The organism is Vreelandella subglaciescola (genome assembly GCF_900142895.1).
GTDB classification, from domain to species: Bacteria; Pseudomonadota; Gammaproteobacteria; order Pseudomonadales; family Halomonadaceae; genus Vreelandella; species Vreelandella subglaciescola.
Genome location: NZ_LT670847.1, coordinates 2,055,033 through 2,074,834 on the forward strand (window position 1 = coordinate 2,055,033; position 19,802 = coordinate 2,074,834).

General features: G+C 60.4%; 15 protein-coding genes. 6 read left to right on the forward strand and 9 right to left on the reverse strand.

Translation table 11 applies throughout. The features are described from left to right. Window positions 1–58 precede the first annotated feature (58 nt). Window positions 59–1,066 carry a dipeptidase gene (locus tag B5495_RS09625; RefSeq protein ID WP_172824550.1) on the reverse strand — a complete coding sequence of 336 codons (1,008 nt, stop codon included), beginning with the start codon at window positions 1,064–1,066 and terminating at the stop codon, window positions 59–61. Between the two features lie 24 nt (window positions 1,067–1,090). After that, window positions 1,091–2,557 carry an aldehyde dehydrogenase family protein gene (locus B5495_RS09630; protein ID WP_079553292.1) on the reverse strand — a complete coding sequence of 489 codons (1,467 nt, stop codon included), beginning with the start codon at window positions 2,555–2,557 and terminating at the stop codon, window positions 1,091–1,093. A 139-nt stretch (window positions 2,558–2,696) separates the two neighbouring features. Here B5495_RS09630 and B5495_RS09635 point away from each other — a divergent pair, with 139 nt between their 5' ends. Further along, window positions 2,697–3,569, forward strand: a complete 873-nt coding sequence (locus B5495_RS09635) for a LysR substrate-binding domain-containing protein (RefSeq protein ID WP_079553294.1) — start codon at window positions 2,697–2,699, stop codon at window positions 3,567–3,569. A 230-nt stretch (window positions 3,570–3,799) separates the two neighbouring features. Continuing rightward, entirely contained in the window at window positions 3,800–5,119 is a 1,320-nt protein-coding gene (locus tag B5495_RS09640) for an ATP-binding protein (protein WP_079553295.1), read from the forward strand. A gap of 47 nt (window positions 5,120–5,166) precedes the next feature. Here B5495_RS09640 and mnmE read toward each other — a convergent pair whose 3' ends face one another. From mnmE to rpmH, 4 genes are all read right to left on the reverse strand, one after another. Next, on the reverse strand, window positions 5,167–6,552 hold the full coding sequence (mnmE, locus tag B5495_RS09645) for a tRNA uridine-5-carboxymethylaminomethyl(34) synthesis GTPase MnmE (RefSeq protein ID WP_079553297.1): 1,386 nt from the start codon (window positions 6,550–6,552) through the stop codon (window positions 5,167–5,169). 93 nt (window positions 6,553–6,645) lie between these two features. Then, window positions 6,646–8,343 carry a membrane protein insertase YidC gene (gene yidC / locus B5495_RS09650; RefSeq protein WP_079553299.1) on the reverse strand — a complete coding sequence of 566 codons (1,698 nt, stop codon included), beginning with the start codon at window positions 8,341–8,343 and terminating at the stop codon, window positions 6,646–6,648. 116 nt (window positions 8,344–8,459) lie between these two features. Next, window positions 8,460–8,864: a ribonuclease P protein component gene (gene rnpA, locus B5495_RS09655; protein ID WP_079555026.1), complete on the reverse strand. Its 405-nt coding sequence runs from the start codon at window positions 8,862–8,864 to the stop codon at window positions 8,460–8,462. Between the two features lie 13 nt (window positions 8,865–8,877). Beyond that, window positions 8,878–9,012, reverse strand: a complete 135-nt coding sequence (rpmH, locus tag B5495_RS09660) for a 50S ribosomal protein L34 (protein WP_079553301.1) — start codon at window positions 9,010–9,012, stop codon at window positions 8,878–8,880. Window positions 9,013–9,556: 544 nt separating this feature from the next. Here rpmH and dnaA point away from each other — a divergent pair. From dnaA to gyrB, 4 genes are all read left to right on the forward strand, one after another. Continuing rightward, window positions 9,557–11,035, forward strand: a complete 1,479-nt coding sequence (gene dnaA / locus B5495_RS09665; protein ID WP_079553303.1) for a chromosomal replication initiator protein DnaA — start codon at window positions 9,557–9,559, stop codon at window positions 11,033–11,035. Window positions 11,036–11,085: 50 nt separating this feature from the next. Beyond that, a complete protein-coding gene (gene dnaN / locus B5495_RS09670; RefSeq protein ID WP_079553305.1) occupies window positions 11,086–12,189 on the forward strand; it encodes a DNA polymerase III subunit beta in 1,104 nt (367 codons plus the stop codon). A gap of 87 nt (window positions 12,190–12,276) precedes the next feature. Next, window positions 12,277–13,419, forward strand: a complete 1,143-nt coding sequence (recF, locus tag B5495_RS09675) for a DNA replication/repair protein RecF (RefSeq protein WP_079553306.1) — start codon at window positions 12,277–12,279, stop codon at window positions 13,417–13,419. A gap of 39 nt (window positions 13,420–13,458) precedes the next feature. Then, window positions 13,459–15,879 carry a DNA topoisomerase (ATP-hydrolyzing) subunit B gene (gyrB, locus tag B5495_RS09680; protein WP_079553308.1) on the forward strand — a complete coding sequence of 807 codons (2,421 nt, stop codon included), beginning with the start codon at window positions 13,459–13,461 and terminating at the stop codon, window positions 15,877–15,879. A gap of 129 nt (window positions 15,880–16,008) precedes the next feature. On the opposite strand, the gene gmhB is transcribed toward gyrB, so the two are convergent. The 3 genes from gmhB to glyQ all read right to left on the reverse strand — a co-directional run bounded on the left by gmhB (window position 16,009) and on the right by glyQ (window position 19,737). Next, window positions 16,009–16,593 (reverse strand): D-glycero-beta-D-manno-heptose 1,7-bisphosphate 7-phosphatase, encoded by a 585-nt coding sequence (gene gmhB / locus B5495_RS09685; protein ID WP_079553310.1) that lies wholly within the window; start codon window positions 16,591–16,593, stop codon window positions 16,009–16,011. Between the two features lie 118 nt (window positions 16,594–16,711). Then, window positions 16,712–18,778, reverse strand: a complete 2,067-nt coding sequence (gene glyS / locus B5495_RS09690; RefSeq protein WP_079553312.1) for a glycine--tRNA ligase subunit beta — start codon at window positions 18,776–18,778, stop codon at window positions 16,712–16,714. Then, the gene (gene glyQ, locus B5495_RS09695) at window positions 18,778–19,737 is read right to left on the reverse strand and encodes a glycine--tRNA ligase subunit alpha (protein WP_079553314.1); all 960 of its coding nucleotides are present in this window, start codon (window positions 19,735–19,737) and stop codon (window positions 18,778–18,780) included. Before glyQ ends, glyS begins: the two co-directional genes overlap by 1 nt. Between the last annotated feature and the right edge of the window lie 65 nt (window positions 19,738–19,802).

Genomic DNA, 19,802 nt, shown 5'->3' on the forward strand with positions numbered 1-19,802 from the left:
GTGCTGCTTGTTTATATCGCTATGTGGGTTGTGGTGGTTTTCTTTCGAAGGCAATGAATCAGGCGGCCTGGCTGACACCCCGCTGCGGCGTGGTCGTTCGCTCGAGCAGGGCGACCCAGTTTTGCCCCATGATGCCGGCGACTTCGTGCTCGGCAAAGCCCACTTCGCGCAGCCCGCCAATCAGGTTGGGGAAGTCGCGGCTGTCGCGCAGCCAGGGCAATGGCTTGGGCCAGCCGGCATTGGCGGCGCTGCCCTCGCCGTAGTCCATGTCCTTCGACCAGCGGCCGTTACGCATCCATTCGAGGATGGAAACGGGCTGGTTCTGGCACAGATCGGTGCCGATCCCCAGATGCTCCACGCCAATCAGGTCCGCGGTGCGGGCGATCATGGCGCAGTACTCGGCCAGGCTGCAGTCGGGGCCGTTTTTCAGGTGGAAGGGGTAGGCCGAAAAGCCCAGCAGCCCGTCGCTCTCGGCGATGGCCTTGAGCACTGTGTCCGACTTGTTGCGCTTGGCGGGCTGCCAGGACGCCGGGTTGGCGTGGGAAATAATCACAGGACGCTCGGAAAGCTCGATGGCCTCAAGCGTCGAGCGCTCGGCGCTGTGCGACATGTCGATGACCATGCCGACGCGGTTCATCTCGCGGATCACCTGGCGCCCGAAGCGGGTAATGCCGCTGTCTTCGGCTTCGTAACAGCCGCAGGCGAGCAGGCTCTGGTTGTTGTAGGTGAGCTGCATGATCAACAGGCCCAGGTCGCGCATTACCGCGACCATGTCGATATCGTCCTCGATGGGCGAGCAGTTCTGGGCGCCGAGGAAGACGCCAATCCGCCCCTGCTGCCGGGCGCGGAGAATATCCGCTGGCTCGCGCACCGGCATGATCAAATCACTGTGTTCTTCAAAGCGGCGGTTCCACTCGCCCAGCCTTGAGAGGGTATCGCGGGTGGTTTCGTGGTAGACCAACGTGGCGTGGACGGCATCGACGCCGCCCTCGCGCATCTGTTCAAAAATCTCGCGCGACCAGTTGGAATACTGCAGGCCGTCGACGGTTAGCATTTGCCTGGACATCGGCGTACTCCTTAACGTTTTGACTCAGTTCGCTTTGACATAGCAAGTCTTGACCACGGTGTAGAACTCGCGGGCGTAGCGGCCCTGCTCGCGGGGGCCAAAGCTCGAGTTTTTGCGCCCGCCAAAGGGCACATGGTAGTCGGTACCGGCGGTGGCCAGGTTGACCATCACGCAGCCGCTTTCGGCGCGCGCCTTGAACTCGGTGGCAAGTGCCAATGAGTCGGTGATGATGCCGGCGGTCAGGCCGAACTGGGTGTCGTTGAGGACGTCGATGGCCTCATGGTTATCGGCCACCTTGATCACGCAGGCGATGGGGCCGAAGACTTCTTCGCGGTTGATCGCCATGTCGTTGGTGGTATCGACAAACAGCGCCGGCGCCATAAAGTAGCCGTCGGTCTCGCGCTCGAGGCGCTCGCCGCCGAAAGCCAGCGTGGCACCGTCGCGCTGGGCGCGTTCGATCCACTCAAGGTTGGAGTCAAGCTGGCCGGCACTCGCCACCGGACCGAAGCTCACGCCGTCTTCCAGGGCGTTACCCACCTTGACCTGCTTGAGCCGCTTGATCAGCTTTTCGACGAAGGCGTCGTGGACCTTTTCGGTCACGATCAGCCTTGAGGAGGCGGTGCACTTCTGCCCGGTGCCGGAGTACGCGCCGTTAAAGGCGGCTTCCACGGCCAGATCGATATCGGCATCGTCAGCCACAATCAGAGCGTTCTTGGAGCCCATTTCGAGCTGGCACTTGACCAGATTGGCGGCGGTGGCACCGGCCACGCGGCGGCCAACGTCGAGCGAGCCGGTGAAGCTCAGCGCGTGGATCTCGGGGTTGGAGATCAGCGCGTCGCCCACCGAACTGCCGGGTCCCATGACCAGGTTAAAGGCGCCGGCGGGAAGACCCTGGCGGGCAATGATATCGGCCAGCGCCCAGGCGCTTGCCGGCACCAGGTTGGCAGGCTTGAAGACCACCGCGTTGCCAAACGCCAGCGCCGGGGCGATCTTCCACACCGCCGTTGCCAGCGGGAAGTTCCAGGGACTGATGATGCCCACCACGCCCACCGGCTCGCGGCGAATATCCACCTCGACGCCGGGGCGTACCGACTCGGCGCGCTCGTCGATCTGGCGCAGCACCTCGGCGGCGTAGTAGTGGAAGAACTGCCCCGAGCGGTGCACTTCGCCCGCGCCTTCGGCCCGCGTCTTGCCTTCCTCGCGGGCGAGCAGCTCGCCCAGCTCGGCCTTGCGTGCGATCAGCTCGTCGCCAATCGCCATCAGCACGCCGTAGCGGTGCTCAAGGCCGGTTTTGGCCCATTCCTTTTGCCCCTGCCTGGCAGCGCTAACGGCCTCGCCCATCTGGCTAACGCTTGCCTGCGCGTAAGTGCCCACCAGCTCGCTGATGTCGGACGGGTTGCGGTTCTCGATCTGGCTTTCGCCCTCGACCCACTGGCCGTTGATGTAAAGCGCATGGACCTGAGAATGAGACTGGGACTGTGCGTGTGTCATAACTACCTCCAAACCTGACGGTGATGACAGGCTAGGGGAGCGACGTGTATAAAGATAATCAATAATAAATACTGCTTGATCAGTTTTTCTTACCGCTCATGTTTCCCCACCCTTTTTACCTTAAACAGCGAGGTACGCGATGCTGCCCGAGCTCAAGATTACCCCGTTGCGCTACGTGCTGGCGGTAGTCGATCAAGGCGGTTTCCACGCCGCTGCCCGCCAGCTGCACCGCACCCAGCCGGCGCTCTCGATGGCCATTCGCGAGCTGGAAAGCCGCCTCGGTGAGGCGCTGTTCGAGCGCGGCGCTCAGGCCACGCTGACCCCTTTCGGGCGCTACTGCGTGCCGCGCTTTCGCGAGCTGATAACCCAGCACGACCGGCTGAGCCGAGAGCTGACGGCACAGGTAGAGCGGCAGGCCGGGCATCTGGATATGGCCGCGGTGCCGTCGGTGGCCAGCCGGCTGATGCCGGGGCTACTGGCGGATTTCGTGGTGCGCTATCCGGGGATCAAGGTCAGCCTGCACGACGGCAACGCCGATTTTGTTCGCGAGCAGGTGCTGGCCGGCGAGGTGGATCTGGGGCTGACCAGCCTGTGGGAAGGCAATGCGGCGCTGAGCTTTACCCCGCTGATGAGTGATGCGCTGGGGGTCGTGTGCCGCGACGATCATCGCCTGGCGGGCCGGAAGGAAGTTCACTGGCAGGAGTTGATGGAGGAAAGTCTGATCGGCAACGGCACCTCGCGCCTGCTTCAGGGCACTGACGCCGCCGCGCTGCGCGAGCACTACGCTTTCTACATCTCAAACATGATTTCACTGACGGCGATGCTGGTGGCGGGGATGGGCGTGACCACGCTGCCCCGGCTGGCATTTCCCGAAGAGTATGAGCGGCTGCGCTTTATCCCGCTGAGCGAGCCGCGGGTCGAGCGCGAAATCGGCCTGCTCCAGCTCGCCGGGCGCAGCCTCTCACCCGGCGCCCGAGCGATGGCTGATTTTGTCGCCCGGGCGCTGGAATAACGCGCACCCGCCAGCGCATCTTTCCCGCTACTGTCATCGCGAGGAGCGCAGCACCCAGAAAACGGGTGTAAACGACGTGGCGATCTCGTACCCGCGGTGGCACCGCACTGCGCTATTGGACGAAGGGTTATCCAACAATTAGCCGAAGGGTTATTCATCAATTGGACGCTACTTTATTGATCAATTAAGCGTTATGATAAGCAGCAATTAGACGCTATCAGAGACGCCAGATGACACCCTCTTATTTCCCGCGACTGATTCGTGATCGAGTCCTTGAATCACTCACCGACACCCCCGTGGTCTGTCTATTGGGGCCACGCCAAGTGGGTAAGACGACGCTCGCTCAACGCATCGACCGAGAGCGCACCTACCTGAACCTGGATGATCCGACACTACGCGAAGCCGCTTTGCTGGACCCGCTCGGTTTCATCGAAAGCCTGCCCGTACGGGTCACCCTGGATGAAGTGCAGCGGGCGCCGGAATTGCTGCTGGCCATCAAATCCGTGGTAGACCGCGATCGCCAGCCGGGGCGTTTTCTGTTGACGGGGTCTGCCAACCTGCTGTTGCTGCCTGATGCGCAGGATTCACTGGCCGGGCGCATGGAAGTTATTTACCTGCACCCGCTGGCCGAGCAGGAAAAGCGCGTTAGCCACACCACCTTGCTGGCTACGCTGATGGAGGGGCAGTTGGCAGCCGACATGGTGTCAGATCATTTGCCCCTCTCACCCACGGCAGAGGTCCTTTGTCAGGGCGGTTATCCCGAACCCAACCGTCGGCCGCCCCGTCGGGCACGCCAGTGGTATCGCCAATACCTCAATGCCATCGTTCAGCGCGACGTACGCGATATTGCCGCCATCCACGATGAAGACAGCATGCTGCGTCTGGTGGAGCTATTGGCTTACCGTACTGCCGGCCTACTCAACGTGAGCAATCTGAGCAAGGAGCTGGGGATAGAGCGGAGTACGGCCACCCATTACATGAGCATTCTGGAGCGCTTGTTTCTGGTGCACCGGCTACCTGCTTGGCATCGTAACCAGGCCAAGCGGTTGATCAAGAGTCCCAAGTTGCATTTGGTGGATACCGGGCTTGCCGCAGCGCTGGGACGTTTGGCACCGGAGCAGTGGCTGACCGAGGCCGAGCGCTTCGGCTCTTTGCTGGAAAGCCACGTGGTTGAGCAGTTGATCGCTCAGGCCTCCTGGCTTGATCCGGAACTACGCTTTTCCCACTACCGGGACAAAGATCAGGTGGAAGTTGATCTTGTCATTGAGCGTGGTCAGGAACTGTGGGGCGTCGAGGTCAAACGCTCCGCCAGCGTACAGCCGCAAAAAGATGCGGCAGGCCTGGCTCGGCTTGCGGCGCAGGCTGGCAAGAGCTTTCGTGGTGGGATGCTGATATATACCGGCCGACATTGCCTTAAACTGCCGGTACCGGGCTGCTTCGCCGTCCCTATCGGCATGCTATGGGGCGAAAAGCCCGGCCAGCCCATTTCCAGCGAAGAGGCGCGCCAGTCGCTGCTTGATCAGCGACACAAACAGGACATGGGCGGCTGACGTCACCAAGCCTCGCTGGCACCTTTCCCGCCATGGCGAGTGGTTGCTCACTTACCAATACAGAAGCTGCCGAAAATTTCGCCGAGCAGGTCGTCGGCGCTGAATTCTCCGGTGATTTCACCCAGCTGCTGCTGGGCGTCGCGCAGGTCTTCGGCGAGCAGTTCGCCGGCGCCGTAGCCGGAAAGCTGCGCGCGGCCGTTATCCAGCGACTCGGCGGCGCGGTCGAGGGCGTCGAGGTGGCGCCTGCGGGCGGAAAAGCGCCCTTCGGTGGTGGCGCTGAAGCCCATGATGTCCTTGAGATGGTCTTTCAAGTTATCCACACCCGCGCCGGTTTTGGCCGATAGCCGTACGGTAGGGTGGTCTGTGGATAAGTCTATTTCCGGCGTTTCTTCGTTGGTGTCGATTTTGTTGCGCACCAGCGTCAGCCGGCTGATATCCGGCAGACGATCGACGAACTCCGGCCAGATGGCGCGGGGGTCGGTTTCGGCGGTGGTGGCGGCGTCGACCAACAGCAGCACGCGGTCGGCGGTTTCGATTTCGGCCCAGGCGCGCGCCACGCCGATTTTTTCCACCGCGTCGGGGGTATCGCGCAGCCCCGCGGTATCGATCACGTGGAGCGGCATGCCGTCGAGGTGAATATGCTCGCGCAGCACGTCCCGGGTGGTGCCGGCAATCTCGGTAACGATGGCGGTATCCTGCTCGGTCAGCGCGTTGAGCAGGCTCGATTTGCCCGCATTGGGCCGCCCGGCAATCACTACGTTCATGCCTTCGCGCATCAGCGCGCCCTGGCCGGCGGCGGCGCGCACCTCAACCAGCTCATCCGTCACGGCGCCGAGCATGGCGGCAACCTTGCCGTCGCCGAGAAAGTCGATTTCTTCTTCGGGAAAATCGATCGCCGCTTCGACGTAAATGCGCAGCTCAATCAACCGCTCGACCAGCCGCGACACGCGCTGGGAAAACTCGCCCTGCAACGAGCGCACGGCGTTTTCTGCTGCCGAGCGCGAGGTCGCGTCGATCAGGTCGGCAATTGCCTCGGCCTGGGCCAGGTCGAGCTTGTCGTTGAGAAACGCCCGCTCGGAGAACTCGCCGGGGCGGGCCAGCCGCGCGCCCAGCGTGATGCAGCGTTCCAGCAGCAGGTCCATGATCACCGGCCCGCCGTGGCCGTGAAGCTCGAGCACGTCTTCGCCGGTGAACGAGTAGGGGCCGTTGAAAAACAGCGCGATGCCTTCGTCGATGATGTCGTTCTTGCCGTGAAAGGCGCCCCCGTAGAAAGGACCATAGTGGGCGTAGCGCGGGGCCGGGCACTGGCCGACGATGTCAGCTGCCATACGACGGCTGTCAGGGCCCGACAGGCGGATGATGCCGACGCCGCCGCGCCCGGGCGGCGTGGCCAGAGCGGCAATGGTATCGGGGGTATAAAGTGCGTTGGCCATGGCGCGCCTCGTGGTATTCATGATTTTAGCCTACCTACCAAACGCCAAACCCCCGCGTTAAGCGAGGGTTTGGGCAGTGCAGATACGGCGTGGTCAGCGGGTTTCTTTACCCTTGCCTATATTGGGATCGTTCTCAATCTGTCGCGTAATAAAGTACTGCTGCGTGATTGAAATACAGTTGTTGACCACCCAGTAGATCACCAGACCGGCCGGGAACCACAGGAAGAAGAAGGTGAAGATGATGGGTAGCATCTTCATGATCTTGGCCTGCATCGGGTCCGGCGGCGTGGGATTCAACTGCTGCTGAACGAACATCGAAATGCCCATCAGGATCGGCAGAATGAAGTACGGATCCTTGATCGACAGATCCTGAATCCAGAACATGAACGGCGAGTGACGCAGCTCCACGGACTCCATCAGCATCCAGTAGAGCGCGATAAAGACCGGCATCTGGACCACGATGGGCAGACAGCCACCCAGAGGATTGATCTTCTCCTTCTGGTAGAACTTCATCATCTCCTGGGACATTTTCTGGCGATCGTCGCCGAAGCGCTCTTTCAGCCGCTTCATTTCCGGACCGAGCTTGCGCATCCGCCCCATCGAGCGGTAGGCCTTGGCCGACAGCGGGAACAACGCGGCTTTTACCAGCACGGTGAGCAATACGATCGACCAGCCCCAGTTGCCAATCACGCTGTGGATTTTGGCGAGCAGCCAGAACAGCGGGTTGGCGATAAACCACAGCCAGCCGTAGTCCACGGTCAGGCGCAGGTTGGGGGCGACTTCTTCCAGATGATCCTGAACCTTGGGGCCCACGTAGAGCGTAGCATTCAGCGTGGACTGATCTTCGGCGCCAATATTCTGCGTGGGGCCGGCAAACGCTGCCACGTTACGACCTTTGGAATCGGTGGTGGCGTAGAACAGGTTCTTCTGGTTTTGCGGCGGTGCCCAGGCGGAAACGAAGTAGTGCTGGAGAATGGCCACCCAGCCGCCTTCCGCTTCGCGGTTGGCTACGTTGCCTTCCTGGATATCCTCGAAGTCGACCTTTTCATAGCGGCTTTCCGGCGTGGAATAGGCCGCCCCGAGGAAAGAGCGCATCCCCATGCCCGAGCCGCTGGTAGGATCAGGGCTGTCATCGCGGACCAGCTGGCCGATAAAACGCGCGCTGACCGGCGCTGCGGTGTTGTTGGCGACCAGATAGCGGACGTTAATCGCATAGTTGTCGCGCTCAAAGCTTAGTCGCTTGGTCACCTCGACACCGTTGATCTCCGCGGTCAGGTCAACGTCAAGTTTGTCCTGACCTTCGCTGAGGTGATATTCGGTGTTTTCCGGCGTGAACGCGATACGGCTGGCTTCGCCGTCAAGCTGCAAGCCGGAGCGTGCCACATAGCTGCGCACGCCATTGTCGGAGAGCATGACGTAGTTGCGGTCGGTCTCCAGGGCTTGCTTGTGCTTTGGCAGGGCGGCGTAGACGATATCGCCGCCGTGTGGATCAATACGCACGTCGAGCACATCGGTGGTCACGGCAACAAAATCGCGGCCTTGGCTATTGCCATCGCCGGCACCGTCGGCCAGACCGCTGTCGTTACCGGCATTGGCTGGAGATGTGCTGCTGGGAACGGAGAGGCTATTACCGTCCGCGTCGGCAGTTGAAGCCGCGCCGCTATCGCGCTGAGTGCTTTCAACGGCAGGGGAGGGCTCAGCCGCTTGCCCGTAATCCTGGTTCCATTGAACCACTAGCAGATACGCCAGTACTGCCAATGGAACCAGTAATATCAGTCGTTTAACGTCCATGAGGGTTCTGCCCGCTGGGTGATGAACATGCAATGGCGCAGTGTCATTTTACTCGACTCATGACACACGAAAGCCTGCCATACGGCAGGCCGGGGTCGAGCGGCGAGGTGTTGGCATCAAGCGTCACGTCGTGTATCGGCCGGGGTGGGGGCGGCTTGGCTGTGCCGTGAGGCATCGCGCTGTAGCCGTTTCCACATCCCGTGTAGCTGGCGCTGTAACGTGGCGTTATCCAGCTCGTGAACGCCGCGCCGGGCAAGTATGACCACATCAACCGTGGGCAGTTGCTCCTGGCGTAACCGAAAAGACTCACGCGCCTGACGCTTGAAGCGATTGCGCTGAACGGCCAGCTTCACGTTTTTTTTACCGACAATCAGTCCGACCCGGGCATGACCACAGGTATTGAAGCGCGCAAGCGCCAGCATACCTTTGGCGTGGATCTTGAGATCAGCCTGTTCGAAGACGTAACGGAAGTCCCCGGCGCTTAGCAGACGTAGCGGCCGGGGAAAGCCTTGATGGGACACACGCAATCTGAAATCAGGCGCTCAGACGCTTGCGGCCTTTTGCACGGCGACGCGTAATGACGGCGCGGCCGCTTTTGGTTGCCATACGAGCACGGAAGCCGTGCGAGCGCTTGCGCTTGAGAACGCTGGGTTGAAAAGTGCGTTTCATAACTCGTTATTCCCACGTGGTTTTAAGACGGAACGTCAATACTAGAAGACCCGTATCGGCAGGTCACCGAACGGGGATATCCAATTCAAGACCCGAAATTGTAGAGCCTTCCTGCGCCAGGTGCAATTTTTCCTTGCCGATATTGTTCAGCCGGCAGCTGCCGTGGCGGAAAAGCGTCCGCTGGATTCAGCCAATATTCACCCGCAATGCCGTGCAATAGTTACTATTATATAAGATAACTAATGCTGTTATTAATGGTGGGGATAATAATTGTGGATAAGCTTATTTTAACAAATTTAATCAAAGGGTTATTGGCATAAAAAATCTGTGTAAAAGCGTTGGAAAAGCAGCGCGAAAACTGTGATGAGGCGGTGAACGGTTCAGGATAAGTCGAGAAATTGCCAAGTTGTCCGCAGTTTATCACCCAGTAGTGTCACGGTTTCCAAGAGACTTGTCCACAGGCCGGAAAGGCCGCATTCGCGTGTGGATAACAGGGGCTTTGGGCGCTACAATGGCCGGCCTTTTTCAACCGATGGTGAAATGAGTGTCGCTCGCGCTTTGGCATCAGTGTCTGGACTATTTGCAAGATGAGCTTAGCTCCCAGCAGTTCAACACCTGGATACGCCCGCTGCAGGCAGAACAGGGCGAGGCCAACGAGCTTTGCCTGCTCGCGCCGAACCGCTTTGTGCGTGACTGGGTGAGCGACAAATATGCCAGGCGAATCAGCGAGCTCATGCGCGAGCTGGCACCCGCCAAACCGCCCAAGGTAAGCCTGAGCGTGGGCAGCCGTCGCACCGCCGCCGCCGCTGCCCCGCAGACGCGTAATCTGGGGCACCCGGTCTCGGCCACACCTGCCGGGCAACGCGCGCCGGCGGTGCATACCTCGCCGCGCGGATCGACCCGGGGTAATCATGGTAATGATCGTGAAATCAATCGCTTAAGCCAGCAAACGGGGCATCGTCAGGGCGAGCGTCAGGTACAGGTGGAAGGTGGTCTTAAACACGGCAGTGGACTTAACCCGAACTTCACCTTTGATACCTTTGTCGAGGGTAAGTCCAACCAGTTGGCACGGGCGGCGTCGCGTCAGGTGTCGGAAAACCCCGGCGGGGCATATAATCCGTTGTTTTTGTACGGCGGTGTGGGGCTGGGTAAAACGCACCTGATGCATGCCGTTGGCAATGCCCTGGCAGAGCGCCGGGAAAATGCGCAGGTGATATATCTGCACTCCGAGCGTTTCGTTGCCGACATGGTCAAGGCCCTGCAGCTCAATGCCATCAACGATTTCAAGCGTTTTTACCGTAGCGTTGATGCGCTGCTGATCGATGATATTCAGTTTTTTGCCGGTAAGGAGCGTTCGCAGGAAGAGTTCTTTCATACGTTCAACGCGCTGCTTGAAGGCGGCCAGCAGATGATCCTGACCTCTGATCGCTACCCCAAGGAAATCAACGGCGTTGAAGAGCGCTTGAAATCGCGTTTTGGCTGGGGGTTAACGGTGGCCATCGAGCCGCCTGAGCTTGAAACTCGGGTAGCTATCTTGATGAAAAAGGCCGATCAGGCCAAAGTAGACCTGCCCCACGACGCGGCCTTTTTCATTGGGCAAAAAATTCGCTCTAACGTGCGCGAGCTTGAGGGTGCACTGAAAAAAGTCATCGCCGACTCACATTTTATGGGTAAACCCATTACCCCGGACTTTATTCGCGAATCACTGAAGGATCTGCTCGCCCTGCAGGATAAGCAGGTGGGCGTGGATAACATCCAGCGTACGGTGGCCGAGTACTATAAAATTAAGGTGTCGGATTTGCTTTCCAAGCGGCGTTCGCGCTCGGTGGCTCGCCCGCGTCAGATGGCCATGGCGTTGGCTAAAGAGCTGACCAACCATAGTCTTCCTGAAATTGGCGATGCCTTTGGCGGGCGCGATCACACTACGGTGCTTCACGCCTGCCGTAAGATAAAATCGCTGCAGGAAGAGAGCGCCGATATCCGCGAAGACTACAAAAATCTGCTGCGCCTGTTGACCAGTTAATTCCTCTTATCGCCCAGGATAAAAACCCTCAAGTCAAAACCGGAGTGTTGATGAAATTTTCCATTTCCCGAGAAGCACTGCTGCGGCCGTTAACGCTGGTAGCCGGCGTGGTAGAGCGCCGCCAGACGCTGCCGGTGCTTGCCAACGTGCTGATTGAAGTTGACGGCGATCAGGTCGCCCTGACCGGCACCGACCTTGAGGTGGAGCTGATTGGCCGCACCGTGGCAAACGCCGTTGAGCAGCAGGGCGCGGCCACCGTGCCGGCGCGCAAGCTGATGGATATCTGCAAGTCGCTGCCCGAGCAGGCCGATATCCAGCTGGCGGTGGAAGAAAGCCGCGTGGTGCTGAAAAGTGGCCGCTCTAGCTTTACGCTGGCGTCGCTGCCGGCAGCCGAATTTCCCAGTATTGAAGACACCGACGCCGGCCAGGAATTGAGCGTACCGAGAGGCACGCTTAAGCGCCTTATCGAAAGCACCGCGTTTGCCATGGCGCAGCAGGACGTGCGCTATTACCTGAACGGCATGCTGCTAGAAATACAGCATAATCTACTGCGTACCGTGGCAACGGATGGGCACCGCCTGGCAATGTGCTCCCGGGATGTGGACATTAACGTAGCGCAGCCGCACAAGCTGATCGTGCCGCGTAAAGGCGTATTAGAGCTTGTCCGCCTGCTCGACGACAGCGACGAGCCGGTGAGCCTGAAGCTGGGCGCTACCCATGTGCGCGCCCACACCGGGGACTTCACCTTCACCTCGAAGCTGATTGACGGCAAATTTCCCGACTACGAGCGCGTGGTGCCGCGTAATGGCGATAAAGTGATGCTGGCCGAGCGCGCCGAGCTGCGTCAGGTGCTGTCGCGCACGGCGATCTTGTCCAACGAAAAGTACCGCGGCGTACGCCTGTATCTAGAGCCCGGGAACCTCAAGGTGATGGCGAATAACCTCGAGCATGAAGAAGCCGAAGCGAGCGTTGCCGTCGAGTATGACGGCCCGGCGATGGAAATGGGCTTCAACGTCGGCTACCTGATTGACGTGATGAGCATACTTGGCGAAGACCGCGTGCAGATGACCCTGGCCGACCCCAACAGCAGTGCGCTACTGGAAGAGCCGGGCGGCGGCGATGCGCTTTACGTGGTTATGCCCATGCGGCTATAAAAGCGCCTCACTGCTGATCGCTGACGGCGTCTCTTTACCGGGGGCGCCGTCTTTGTGTTTTTATCGGACATCCAAAAGCGCCCCAAAATGAGCATTGAACAGCTAAGCTTTCACGGGCTGCGTAATCTACAGCCGTTTACTCTGCACCCCGGCGCGGGTATCAATCTGATTAGCGGTGCTAACGGCAGCGGCAAGACTAGCCTGCTGGAAGGTATTCATATTTTGGGCATGGGGCGCTCTTTTCGCACCCGCCAGATAAAAAACGCGATCCAGCACGATGCCGGCGAGCTGACGCTTTTCGGGCGGCTGGCCGGCGAACACGGCGGTAGTGCCACGACGCTTGGCGTGCGCCGGCTCAGAGACGAGCGTGAGCTGGAGCTGCGCTTGAGGGGCGAGCGGCCTGCGCGCCTTTCCGACATGGTGGAAGCCTTGCCGCTTCAGCTGATTAATCCCGATGCCTTTCGGCTGCTTGAAGGCTCACCGGCAGGACGGCGAGAATTTCTCGACTGGGGAGTGTTTCACGTGAAACATGAGTTTCTTACCGGCTGGAAGCGTACTCGCCGGGCGCTGAAACATCGGAATGCCCTTCTCAGGCGTGGTAGAATAGACGCTAAACAACTGGATGCGTGGGAGCACGAGCTGGCCACCTGGGGCGAGCAGGTTGATCAGTTGCGCCGAGACTGGTTCAGCGCGTTTTTACCGGTGTTTGAGCAGACCCTTAGCGCGCTACTGCCGCTTGAAGGGTTAAGCCTGCACTACGCTCGCGGTTGGGATAAAAAGCGCTCGCTGAGCGAGGTGCTGCGTGCCGCACGCGCGAGCGATGAACACATGGGGTTTACCCAGCAGGGGCCGCAGCGTGCTGACCTGCGCATCCGGGTCAATAAAAAGCCGGCGATCGAGGTTCTTTCCAGAGGCCAGCAGAAGCTGGTAGTCAGTGCACTAAAGCTGGCTCAGGGCCGGTTTCTGGAAAGCACTTTAGAACCTGGCACCGCAGGGCGGCACTGCGTTTATCTTATCGATGACTTGCCCGCAGAGCTTGATGACTACCATCAACAGCGTTTCTGCGAGCTGCTTGAATCGATGCAGTGCCAGGCATTTATTACCAGCGTTGAACCGAACGCCTTGCACAACCGCTGGCTTCCCGACACGCCCGTCACTATGTTTCACGTGAAACATAAAGGCTCAGGGGAGCCGGGTCAGCCGGGATTAAGCCGGCTGGTGGAAGGCTAGGCGGCACGGAACGAGACAGACTTCACGACGGAGTGGTCAATGAGCGAGCAGGCTTACGATTCATCAAGCATCAAGGTGCTCAAGGGGCTGGACGCGGTGCGCAAGCGTCCAGGCATGTACATCGGTGATACCGACGACGGCACCGGGCTGCACCATATGGTTTTCGAGCTGGTGGATAACTCCATCGATGAAGCCCTGGCCGGCCACTGCAGCGAAATCCGTGTCATTATTCATCCTGACGAATCAATCACCGTTAGCGATAACGGCCGCGGTGTTCCCACCGAGATTCACGAGGAAGAGGGCGTTTCTGCCGCCGAAGTCATCATGACCGTGCTGCACGCCGGCGGTAAGTTTGACGACAATTCCTATAAGGTTTCCGGCGGCCTGCACGGCGTCGGGGTGTCGGTGGTCAACGCGCTGTCGGAAGAGCTGCGCCTGACCATCTGGCGTCAGGGCGAGCTGTTTGAGCAGATCTACAACCACGGCGTTCCCAAGGCGCCGCTTGGCGTAGTGGGTACCACCGAAAAAAGCGGTACCCAGGTACATTTTCGCCCGTCGGTGGAAACCTTTACCAGCATCGAGTTCCATTACGATATTTTGGCTAAGCGCCTTCGTGAGCTGTCTTTCCTCAACTCGGGCGTCGCCATTCGGCTGATGGACGAGCGCAGCGGTAAAGAAGAGCTGTTTCACTACGAAGGCGGTTTGAAGGCCTTTGTTGAGTACCTCAACACCAACAAGACGACGCTGAACCCGGTGTTTCACTTCACTTCTGCGCGTGAAGACGGCACCGAGGTTGAAGTGGCCATGCAGTGGTGCGACACCTTTACCGAAAGCATCTTCTGCTATACCAACAATATTCCCCAGCGCGACGGCGGCGCCCACTTGGCGGGCTTTCGCGCATCGCTGACGCGCACGCTCAACCATTACATCGAAACCCAAGGCCTGTTGAAAAAAGCCAAGGTGAGTACCGCCGGTGACGACGCCCGGGAAGGGCTGACGGCAATTGTTTCGGTGAAAGTGCCGGATCCGAAGTTTTCTTCGCAAACCAAGGAAAAGCTGGTTTCAAGCGAGGTCAAGACCGCCGTTGAGCAGGAAATGGGGCGTCTGTTCTCTGATTATTTGATCGAGAAGCCCAACGAGGCCAAGGCGATTGTCGGCAAGATGCTGGACGCGGCCCGCGCGCGGGAAGCGGCGCGTAAGGCGCGCGACATGACGCGACGCAAAGGCGCGCTGGATATCGCCGGGCTGCCCGGCAAGCTTGCCGACTGCCAGGAGAAAGACCCGAGCCTTTCCGAGCTGTACTTGGTGGAGGGTGACTCGGCCGGCGGCAGCGCCAAGCAGGGGCGTGACCGGCGCATTCAGGCCATTCTGCCGCTCAAGGGAAAAATCTTGAACGTCGAAAAAGCGCGCTTTGACAAGATGTTGTCGTCGGCCGAGGTCGGCACGCTGATTACCGCGCTGGGCTGCGGTATCGGGCGTGAAGAGTTCAATCCCGACAAGCTGCGCTATCACTCGATCATCATCATGACCGATGCCGATGTGGACGGTTCGCATATTCGTACGCTGCTGCTGACGTTTTTCTTCCGCCAGATGGTCGAGCTGATCGAGCGCGGCCACGTGTTTATTGCCCAGCCGCCGCTTTACAAGGTCAAGCGCGGCAAGCAGGAGCTGTACCTGAAAGACGAGCAGGCGATGGTGGACTACCTGACCACTACCGCGCTTGACGGCGCGCAGCTTCACGTTAACGCTGATGCGCCGGGCATTAGCGGCTCGCAGCTTGAAGCGCTGGTGACGCAATACCGTGGCGTAATGAACCGTATCGAGCGGTTGTCGCGGATCTACCCGTTTGAAGTGCTGGAGCAGACGGTGCTTACCACGGCGCTGAGCGGTGAGGCGTGCCTCAAAGACCGCGGCACCATGCAGAACTGGATTGACGAGCTACAAAAGCTCATGGATGACAAGATTGCCTACGAAGGCGGGCCGCGCTACCACTTCTATCTGCAAGAAGACGGCGAGCGCGGCCTCAACCTGCCGGCGGTGTCGCTGGTCGCCCACGGGGTGACGACGAGCTATGTGTGGGGGCTGGATTTCTTTGAAAGCGCCGACTACCGCGCCATTACCGCGCTAGGCGAGACGCTGGGTGGCCTGTTGGAAGAGGGCGCCTACATTGCCCGCGGTGAGCGTAAAAAGCCGGTGGCGACCTTTGCTCAGGTGCTTGCCTGGCTGATGCAGGAAGGCCAGCGGGGGCTTTCGGTACAGCGTTACAAGGGGCTGGGTGAGATGAACCCCGACCAGCTGTGGGAAACCACCATGGATCCGGACAGCCGGCGCATGCTGCGCGTTACCATCGAAGACGCCATGGCGGCCGACATGATGTTCAATACCCTAATGGGCGATGAGGTCGAGCCGCGGCGTAACTTTATCGAGTCCAACGCGCTGGTCGCGAACCTGGACGTATAGAGCTGACGCGCTGGGACTGGAAGAATGTTTCACGTGAAACATTAATTCCTCAGTTCGTATAAACAGCCCGCATAAACAGCTTGGGATGAGCCCCGAAGCAAAAGCGCCGCTTTCATAGCGGCGCTTTTTTTATGCCAATAACCAATCGGCAAACGCGGCAAGATCGTCAAACACGGGAGTGTCCTCAGCGTATTGGCGTTTTTCTTCGGTGCGGCTGCCTTTGCCAGTGCGCACTAGCACCGATCGACAGCCGGCGGTTTCGCTGGCCTGAAGGTCGCGTAGGCTATCACCGACCATCCAGCTGCCTGAAAGCGTGGGTAGCGCCAACGCATCCTGTATTTGGTAAAGCAGGCCCGGCAGCGGTTTGCGGCAGTCGCAGCCGTCTTCGGGGCCGTGGGGGCAGTAGGCAATGCCGCTTAGCTGCCCGCCGGCGTTCTCGACCAGTTCAGTTAAGTGTGCGTGCATTTGCTCGAGCGCCGCGTCGTTGAAGTAGCCCCGTGCGATACCCGACTGGTTGGTGGCTATCGCCACGGCGTAGCCGGCGCGCGATAGCCGCGCGATAGCGGCTATCGCGCTGGGGTAGGGGATGAACTCGGCCAGCGATTTCACGTAGGCGTCGGAGTCGTGGTTGATCACGCCGTCGCGGTCGAGAACGATAAGACGGTCGGGGCAGGCTGAAGAGTGGGGCGGTGGAGCGTCAGGATTCTGTGTCATAAAAAGGAAGCATCCAAAAGTGTTTCACGTGAAACATGATGTCGAAAAACAAAAAAGCCCGGCATAACGCCGGGCTTACTGTTGGGTGTGTCGTCAGGCTTTTGCCCGGTGGCAACGACTACTGCGGCAGTTCGGAGATATCGGCGACTTCGAGGAACAGCGCCTGAAGGTTTGCCAGCAGCGCCAGACGGTTGTGGCGTACGGCGTCATCGTCGGCCATCACCATAACCTGATCAAAGAAGTTGTCGACCGGCTCGCGCAGCGTCGCCAGCGCGTCCAGCGCTTCCATATAGTGGCCGCTGGCCAGCAGCGGGGCAACGCTTTCGCGGCGGTTACCCAGCGCCTGATACAGCGTTTTTTCGGCGTCTTCGCCGAGCAGCTCAGCGTTGACCAGAGTCGAGCCATCGTGCTCCTGCTTGGCCAGAATGTTGGACACGCGCTTGTTGGCAGCGGCCAACGCAGCGGCTTCGTCGCGCTGGGCGAATGCCTTGACGGCCTGCAGGCGGCGGGCAAAATCCAGCGGCTTGGTCACTGGGCGTTTGCGCACGGCCAGATACATCTCGGCGCTGATGCCGTCGTCCTGCCCCCAGGAGCGGAAACGGTCGAGCATGTAGGTGAGCACGTCGTCGACCAGCGTATCGGCCTTGGGCAGGTTGCTGTGCTGTTCGGTGGCCAGGGTCAACAGCTCGCGCAGGTCGAGATCCAACTCGCCCTTGACCAGCGTGTTGATCACCGCGATGGACGCACGGCGCAGGGCAAACGGATCCTTGGCGCCGGTGGGGCGCTGGCCGATGCCGAAAATGCCCGTCAGCGTATCCAGCCGGTCGGCCAGTGCCAGCGCTTTGCCGGTGGGCGTTTGCGCAATGGCATCGCTGGCAAAACGTGGCAGGTACTGCTCTTCCAGCGCCACGGCGACGCTTTCCGCCTCGCCGTCCCGGGCGGCGTAGTAGCGGCCCATGATGCCCTGCAGCTCGGCAAACTCCTGCACCATTTCGGTGACCAGGTCGCACTTGGCCAGCTGCGTGGCGCGCTTGGCGTGGGCCACGTCGCCGCCGATTTTCTCAGCGATAAACGAGGCTACCGCTGCGCTGCGGCGTGCCTTATCGGCAAGCGTGCCCAGCTTGTGCTGAAACACCATGTCGTTTAGCGCGGGCAGGCGGCTAGCCAGCGTGCGCTTGCGGTCGGTGTCGAAAAAGAATACCGCATCGGCCAGGCGCGGGCGGATGACTTTCTCGTTGCCGGCAATCACCTGATCGGGATCCTGGCTTTCGATGTTGGCCACGGTAATGAACAGCGGCTCGAGCTTGCCGTTTTCATCAAGCAGGTGGAAGTACTTCTGGTTGGCCTTCATTGAAGAAATCAGGCATTCCGCCGGCACCTCAAGAAAACGCGGATCGAAGCTGCCGGTTAGCGCTACCGGCCACTCGACCAGGCCGCTGACTTCGGTCAAAAGGGCCTCGTCGATCACCGCGGTGGCCTCATTCACTTCGGCCTCGGCCAGCACCTGCTCGCGGATGCGCTCGCGGCGGCGCTGGCGGTCGGCCAGCACGTAGGCGTTTTCAAGCGCGCGCAGATAGTCGTCAGCGTGCTCAAGCGCAATGGCATCGGGGGCGTGAAAACGGTGGCCATAGGTGGTGCGGCCGGCCGTTAGCCCCAGCGCTTGGGCGGGGACAACGTCGCGGCCGTAAAGCGCCACCAGCCAGTGGACGGGGCGAGAAAACTCGATGCGTGAGTCGCCCCAACGCATGTACTTGGGCACCGGCAGCGCGGCGATGGCTTTATCGAGAATCTCGGGCAGCAGCGCATTGATGCTCTCGCCAGTCTGCTGCTCGCGAAAGCCCAGCCAGGTGCCCTTGGCGGTGTCCAGCTCAATCAGCGCCTCGACGCTTACGCCACAGGAGCGGGCGAAGCCTTCGGCGGCTTTGGTCGGCGCGCCGTCCTTGTAAGCGGCGGCGAGGGCCGGGCCGCGGCGCTCAACCTCGCGGTCGGGCTGCTTGGCGGCAAGCTCGGTGACCTGCACTGCCAGCCGGCGCGGTGAAGCCAGCGCAATCACCTCGGCAAAGGGGATGTCGGCGGCTTCCAGGCCGCGTTTGATGCCGTCGGCAAAGGCGTCCGACAGCGCATCAAGGGCGATCGGCGGCAGCTCTTCGGTGCCCAGTTCGAGCAACAGCGTATCAACGGTCATTATACGTCTCCCTGATCGGCCAAGAGTTCGGTGCGCAGCGCCTCGGGCGCCAGCGGGAAGCCCGCGGCGCGGCGCGAGGCTAAATACGCGCTGGCCACGTTGCGGGCCAGGGTGCGCACACGCAGGATGAAGCGCTGGCGTTCGGTGACCGAGATCGCATGGCGGGCATCCAGCAGGTTGAAGGTGTGCGAGGCCTTGAGCACCTGCTCGTAGGCGGGTAGCGGCAGCTCGACCTCGAGCAGCCGGGTGCACTCGCCTTCCTGATGGTCAAAGGCTTTGAACAGGTAGTCGACGTCGGCGTGCTCGAAGTTGTAGGTGGACTGCTCGCGCTCGTTTTGCAGGTAAACGTCGCCGTAGGTCACCTTGCTGCCGTCGGGAGCCACCGCCCAGACCAGGTCGTAGACGCTATCGACGTCCTGCAGGTACATGGCGATGCGCTCAAGGCCGTAGGTCAGCTCGCCGGTCACGGGGTAGCATTCAATCCCGCCTGCCTGCTGAAAGTAGGTAAACTGGGTGACTTCCATGCCGTTGAGCCAGATTTCCCAACCCAGGCCCCAGGCCCCCAGCGTGGGCGATTCCCAGTTGTCTTCGACAAAGCGCACGTCGTGGACCAGCGGGTCGAGCCCCAGGTGCTCCAGCGAGCCCAGGTATAAATCCTGAAAATGGCTGGGTGAAGGCTTCATGACCACCTGAAACTGGTAGTAGTGCTGCAGGCGGTTGGGGTTCTCGCCGTAGCGGCCGTCGGTGGGGCGGCGCGACGGCTGGACGTAGGCGGCATTCCAGCTTTCCGGGCCGATGGAGCGCAGGAAGGTGGCGGGGTGGAAGGTCCCCGCGCCGACTTCCATATCCAGCGGCTGGAGCACGACGCAGCCCTGCTCGGCCCAATATTGCTGCAGGGCAAGGATTAAGCCTTGAAACGTCGACACGTCGGGTGTCGAGCCATTGGTTGAAACACTCATCGAAGCACACCGTTGACCATGAATTAAGAGGGCGTCAAGTATACAATTCATGGCAGAGGGGATAT

Excerpts from the sequence above, each read along its gene's own strand:
- B5495_RS09625 (WP_172824550.1), bottom strand. The coding sequence starts at position 1,066 with ATGTCCAGGCAAATGCTAACCGTCGACGGCCTGCAGTATTCCAACTGG.
- B5495_RS09630 (WP_079553292.1), bottom strand. The coding sequence starts at position 2,557 with ATGACACACGCACAGTCCCAGTCTCATTCTCAGGTCCATGCGCTTTAC.
- B5495_RS09635 (WP_079553294.1), top strand. The coding sequence starts at position 2,697 with ATGCTGCCCGAGCTCAAGATTACCCCGTTGCGCTACGTGCTGGCGGTA.
- B5495_RS09640 (WP_079553295.1), top strand. The coding sequence starts at position 3,800 with ATGACACCCTCTTATTTCCCGCGACTGATTCGTGATCGAGTCCTTGAA.
- mnmE (WP_079553297.1), bottom strand. The coding sequence starts at position 6,552 with ATGGCCAACGCACTTTATACCCCCGATACCATTGCCGCTCTGGCCACG.
- yidC (WP_079553299.1), bottom strand. The coding sequence starts at position 8,343 with ATGGACGTTAAACGACTGATATTACTGGTTCCATTGGCAGTACTGGCG.
- rpmH (WP_079553301.1), bottom strand. The coding sequence starts at position 9,012 with ATGAAACGCACTTTTCAACCCAGCGTTCTCAAGCGCAAGCGCTCGCAC.
- dnaN (WP_079553305.1), top strand. The coding sequence starts at position 11,086 with ATGAAATTTTCCATTTCCCGAGAAGCACTGCTGCGGCCGTTAACGCTG.
- recF (WP_079553306.1), top strand. The coding sequence starts at position 12,277 with ATGAGCATTGAACAGCTAAGCTTTCACGGGCTGCGTAATCTACAGCCG.
- gyrB (WP_079553308.1), top strand. The coding sequence starts at position 13,459 with ATGAGCGAGCAGGCTTACGATTCATCAAGCATCAAGGTGCTCAAGGGG.
- gmhB (WP_079553310.1), bottom strand. The coding sequence starts at position 16,593 with ATGACACAGAATCCTGACGCTCCACCGCCCCACTCTTCAGCCTGCCCC.
- glyS (WP_079553312.1), bottom strand. The coding sequence starts at position 18,778 with ATGACCGTTGATACGCTGTTGCTCGAACTGGGCACCGAAGAGCTGCCG.
- glyQ (WP_079553314.1), bottom strand. The coding sequence starts at position 19,737 with ATGAGTGTTTCAACCAATGGCTCGACACCCGACGTGTCGACGTTTCAA.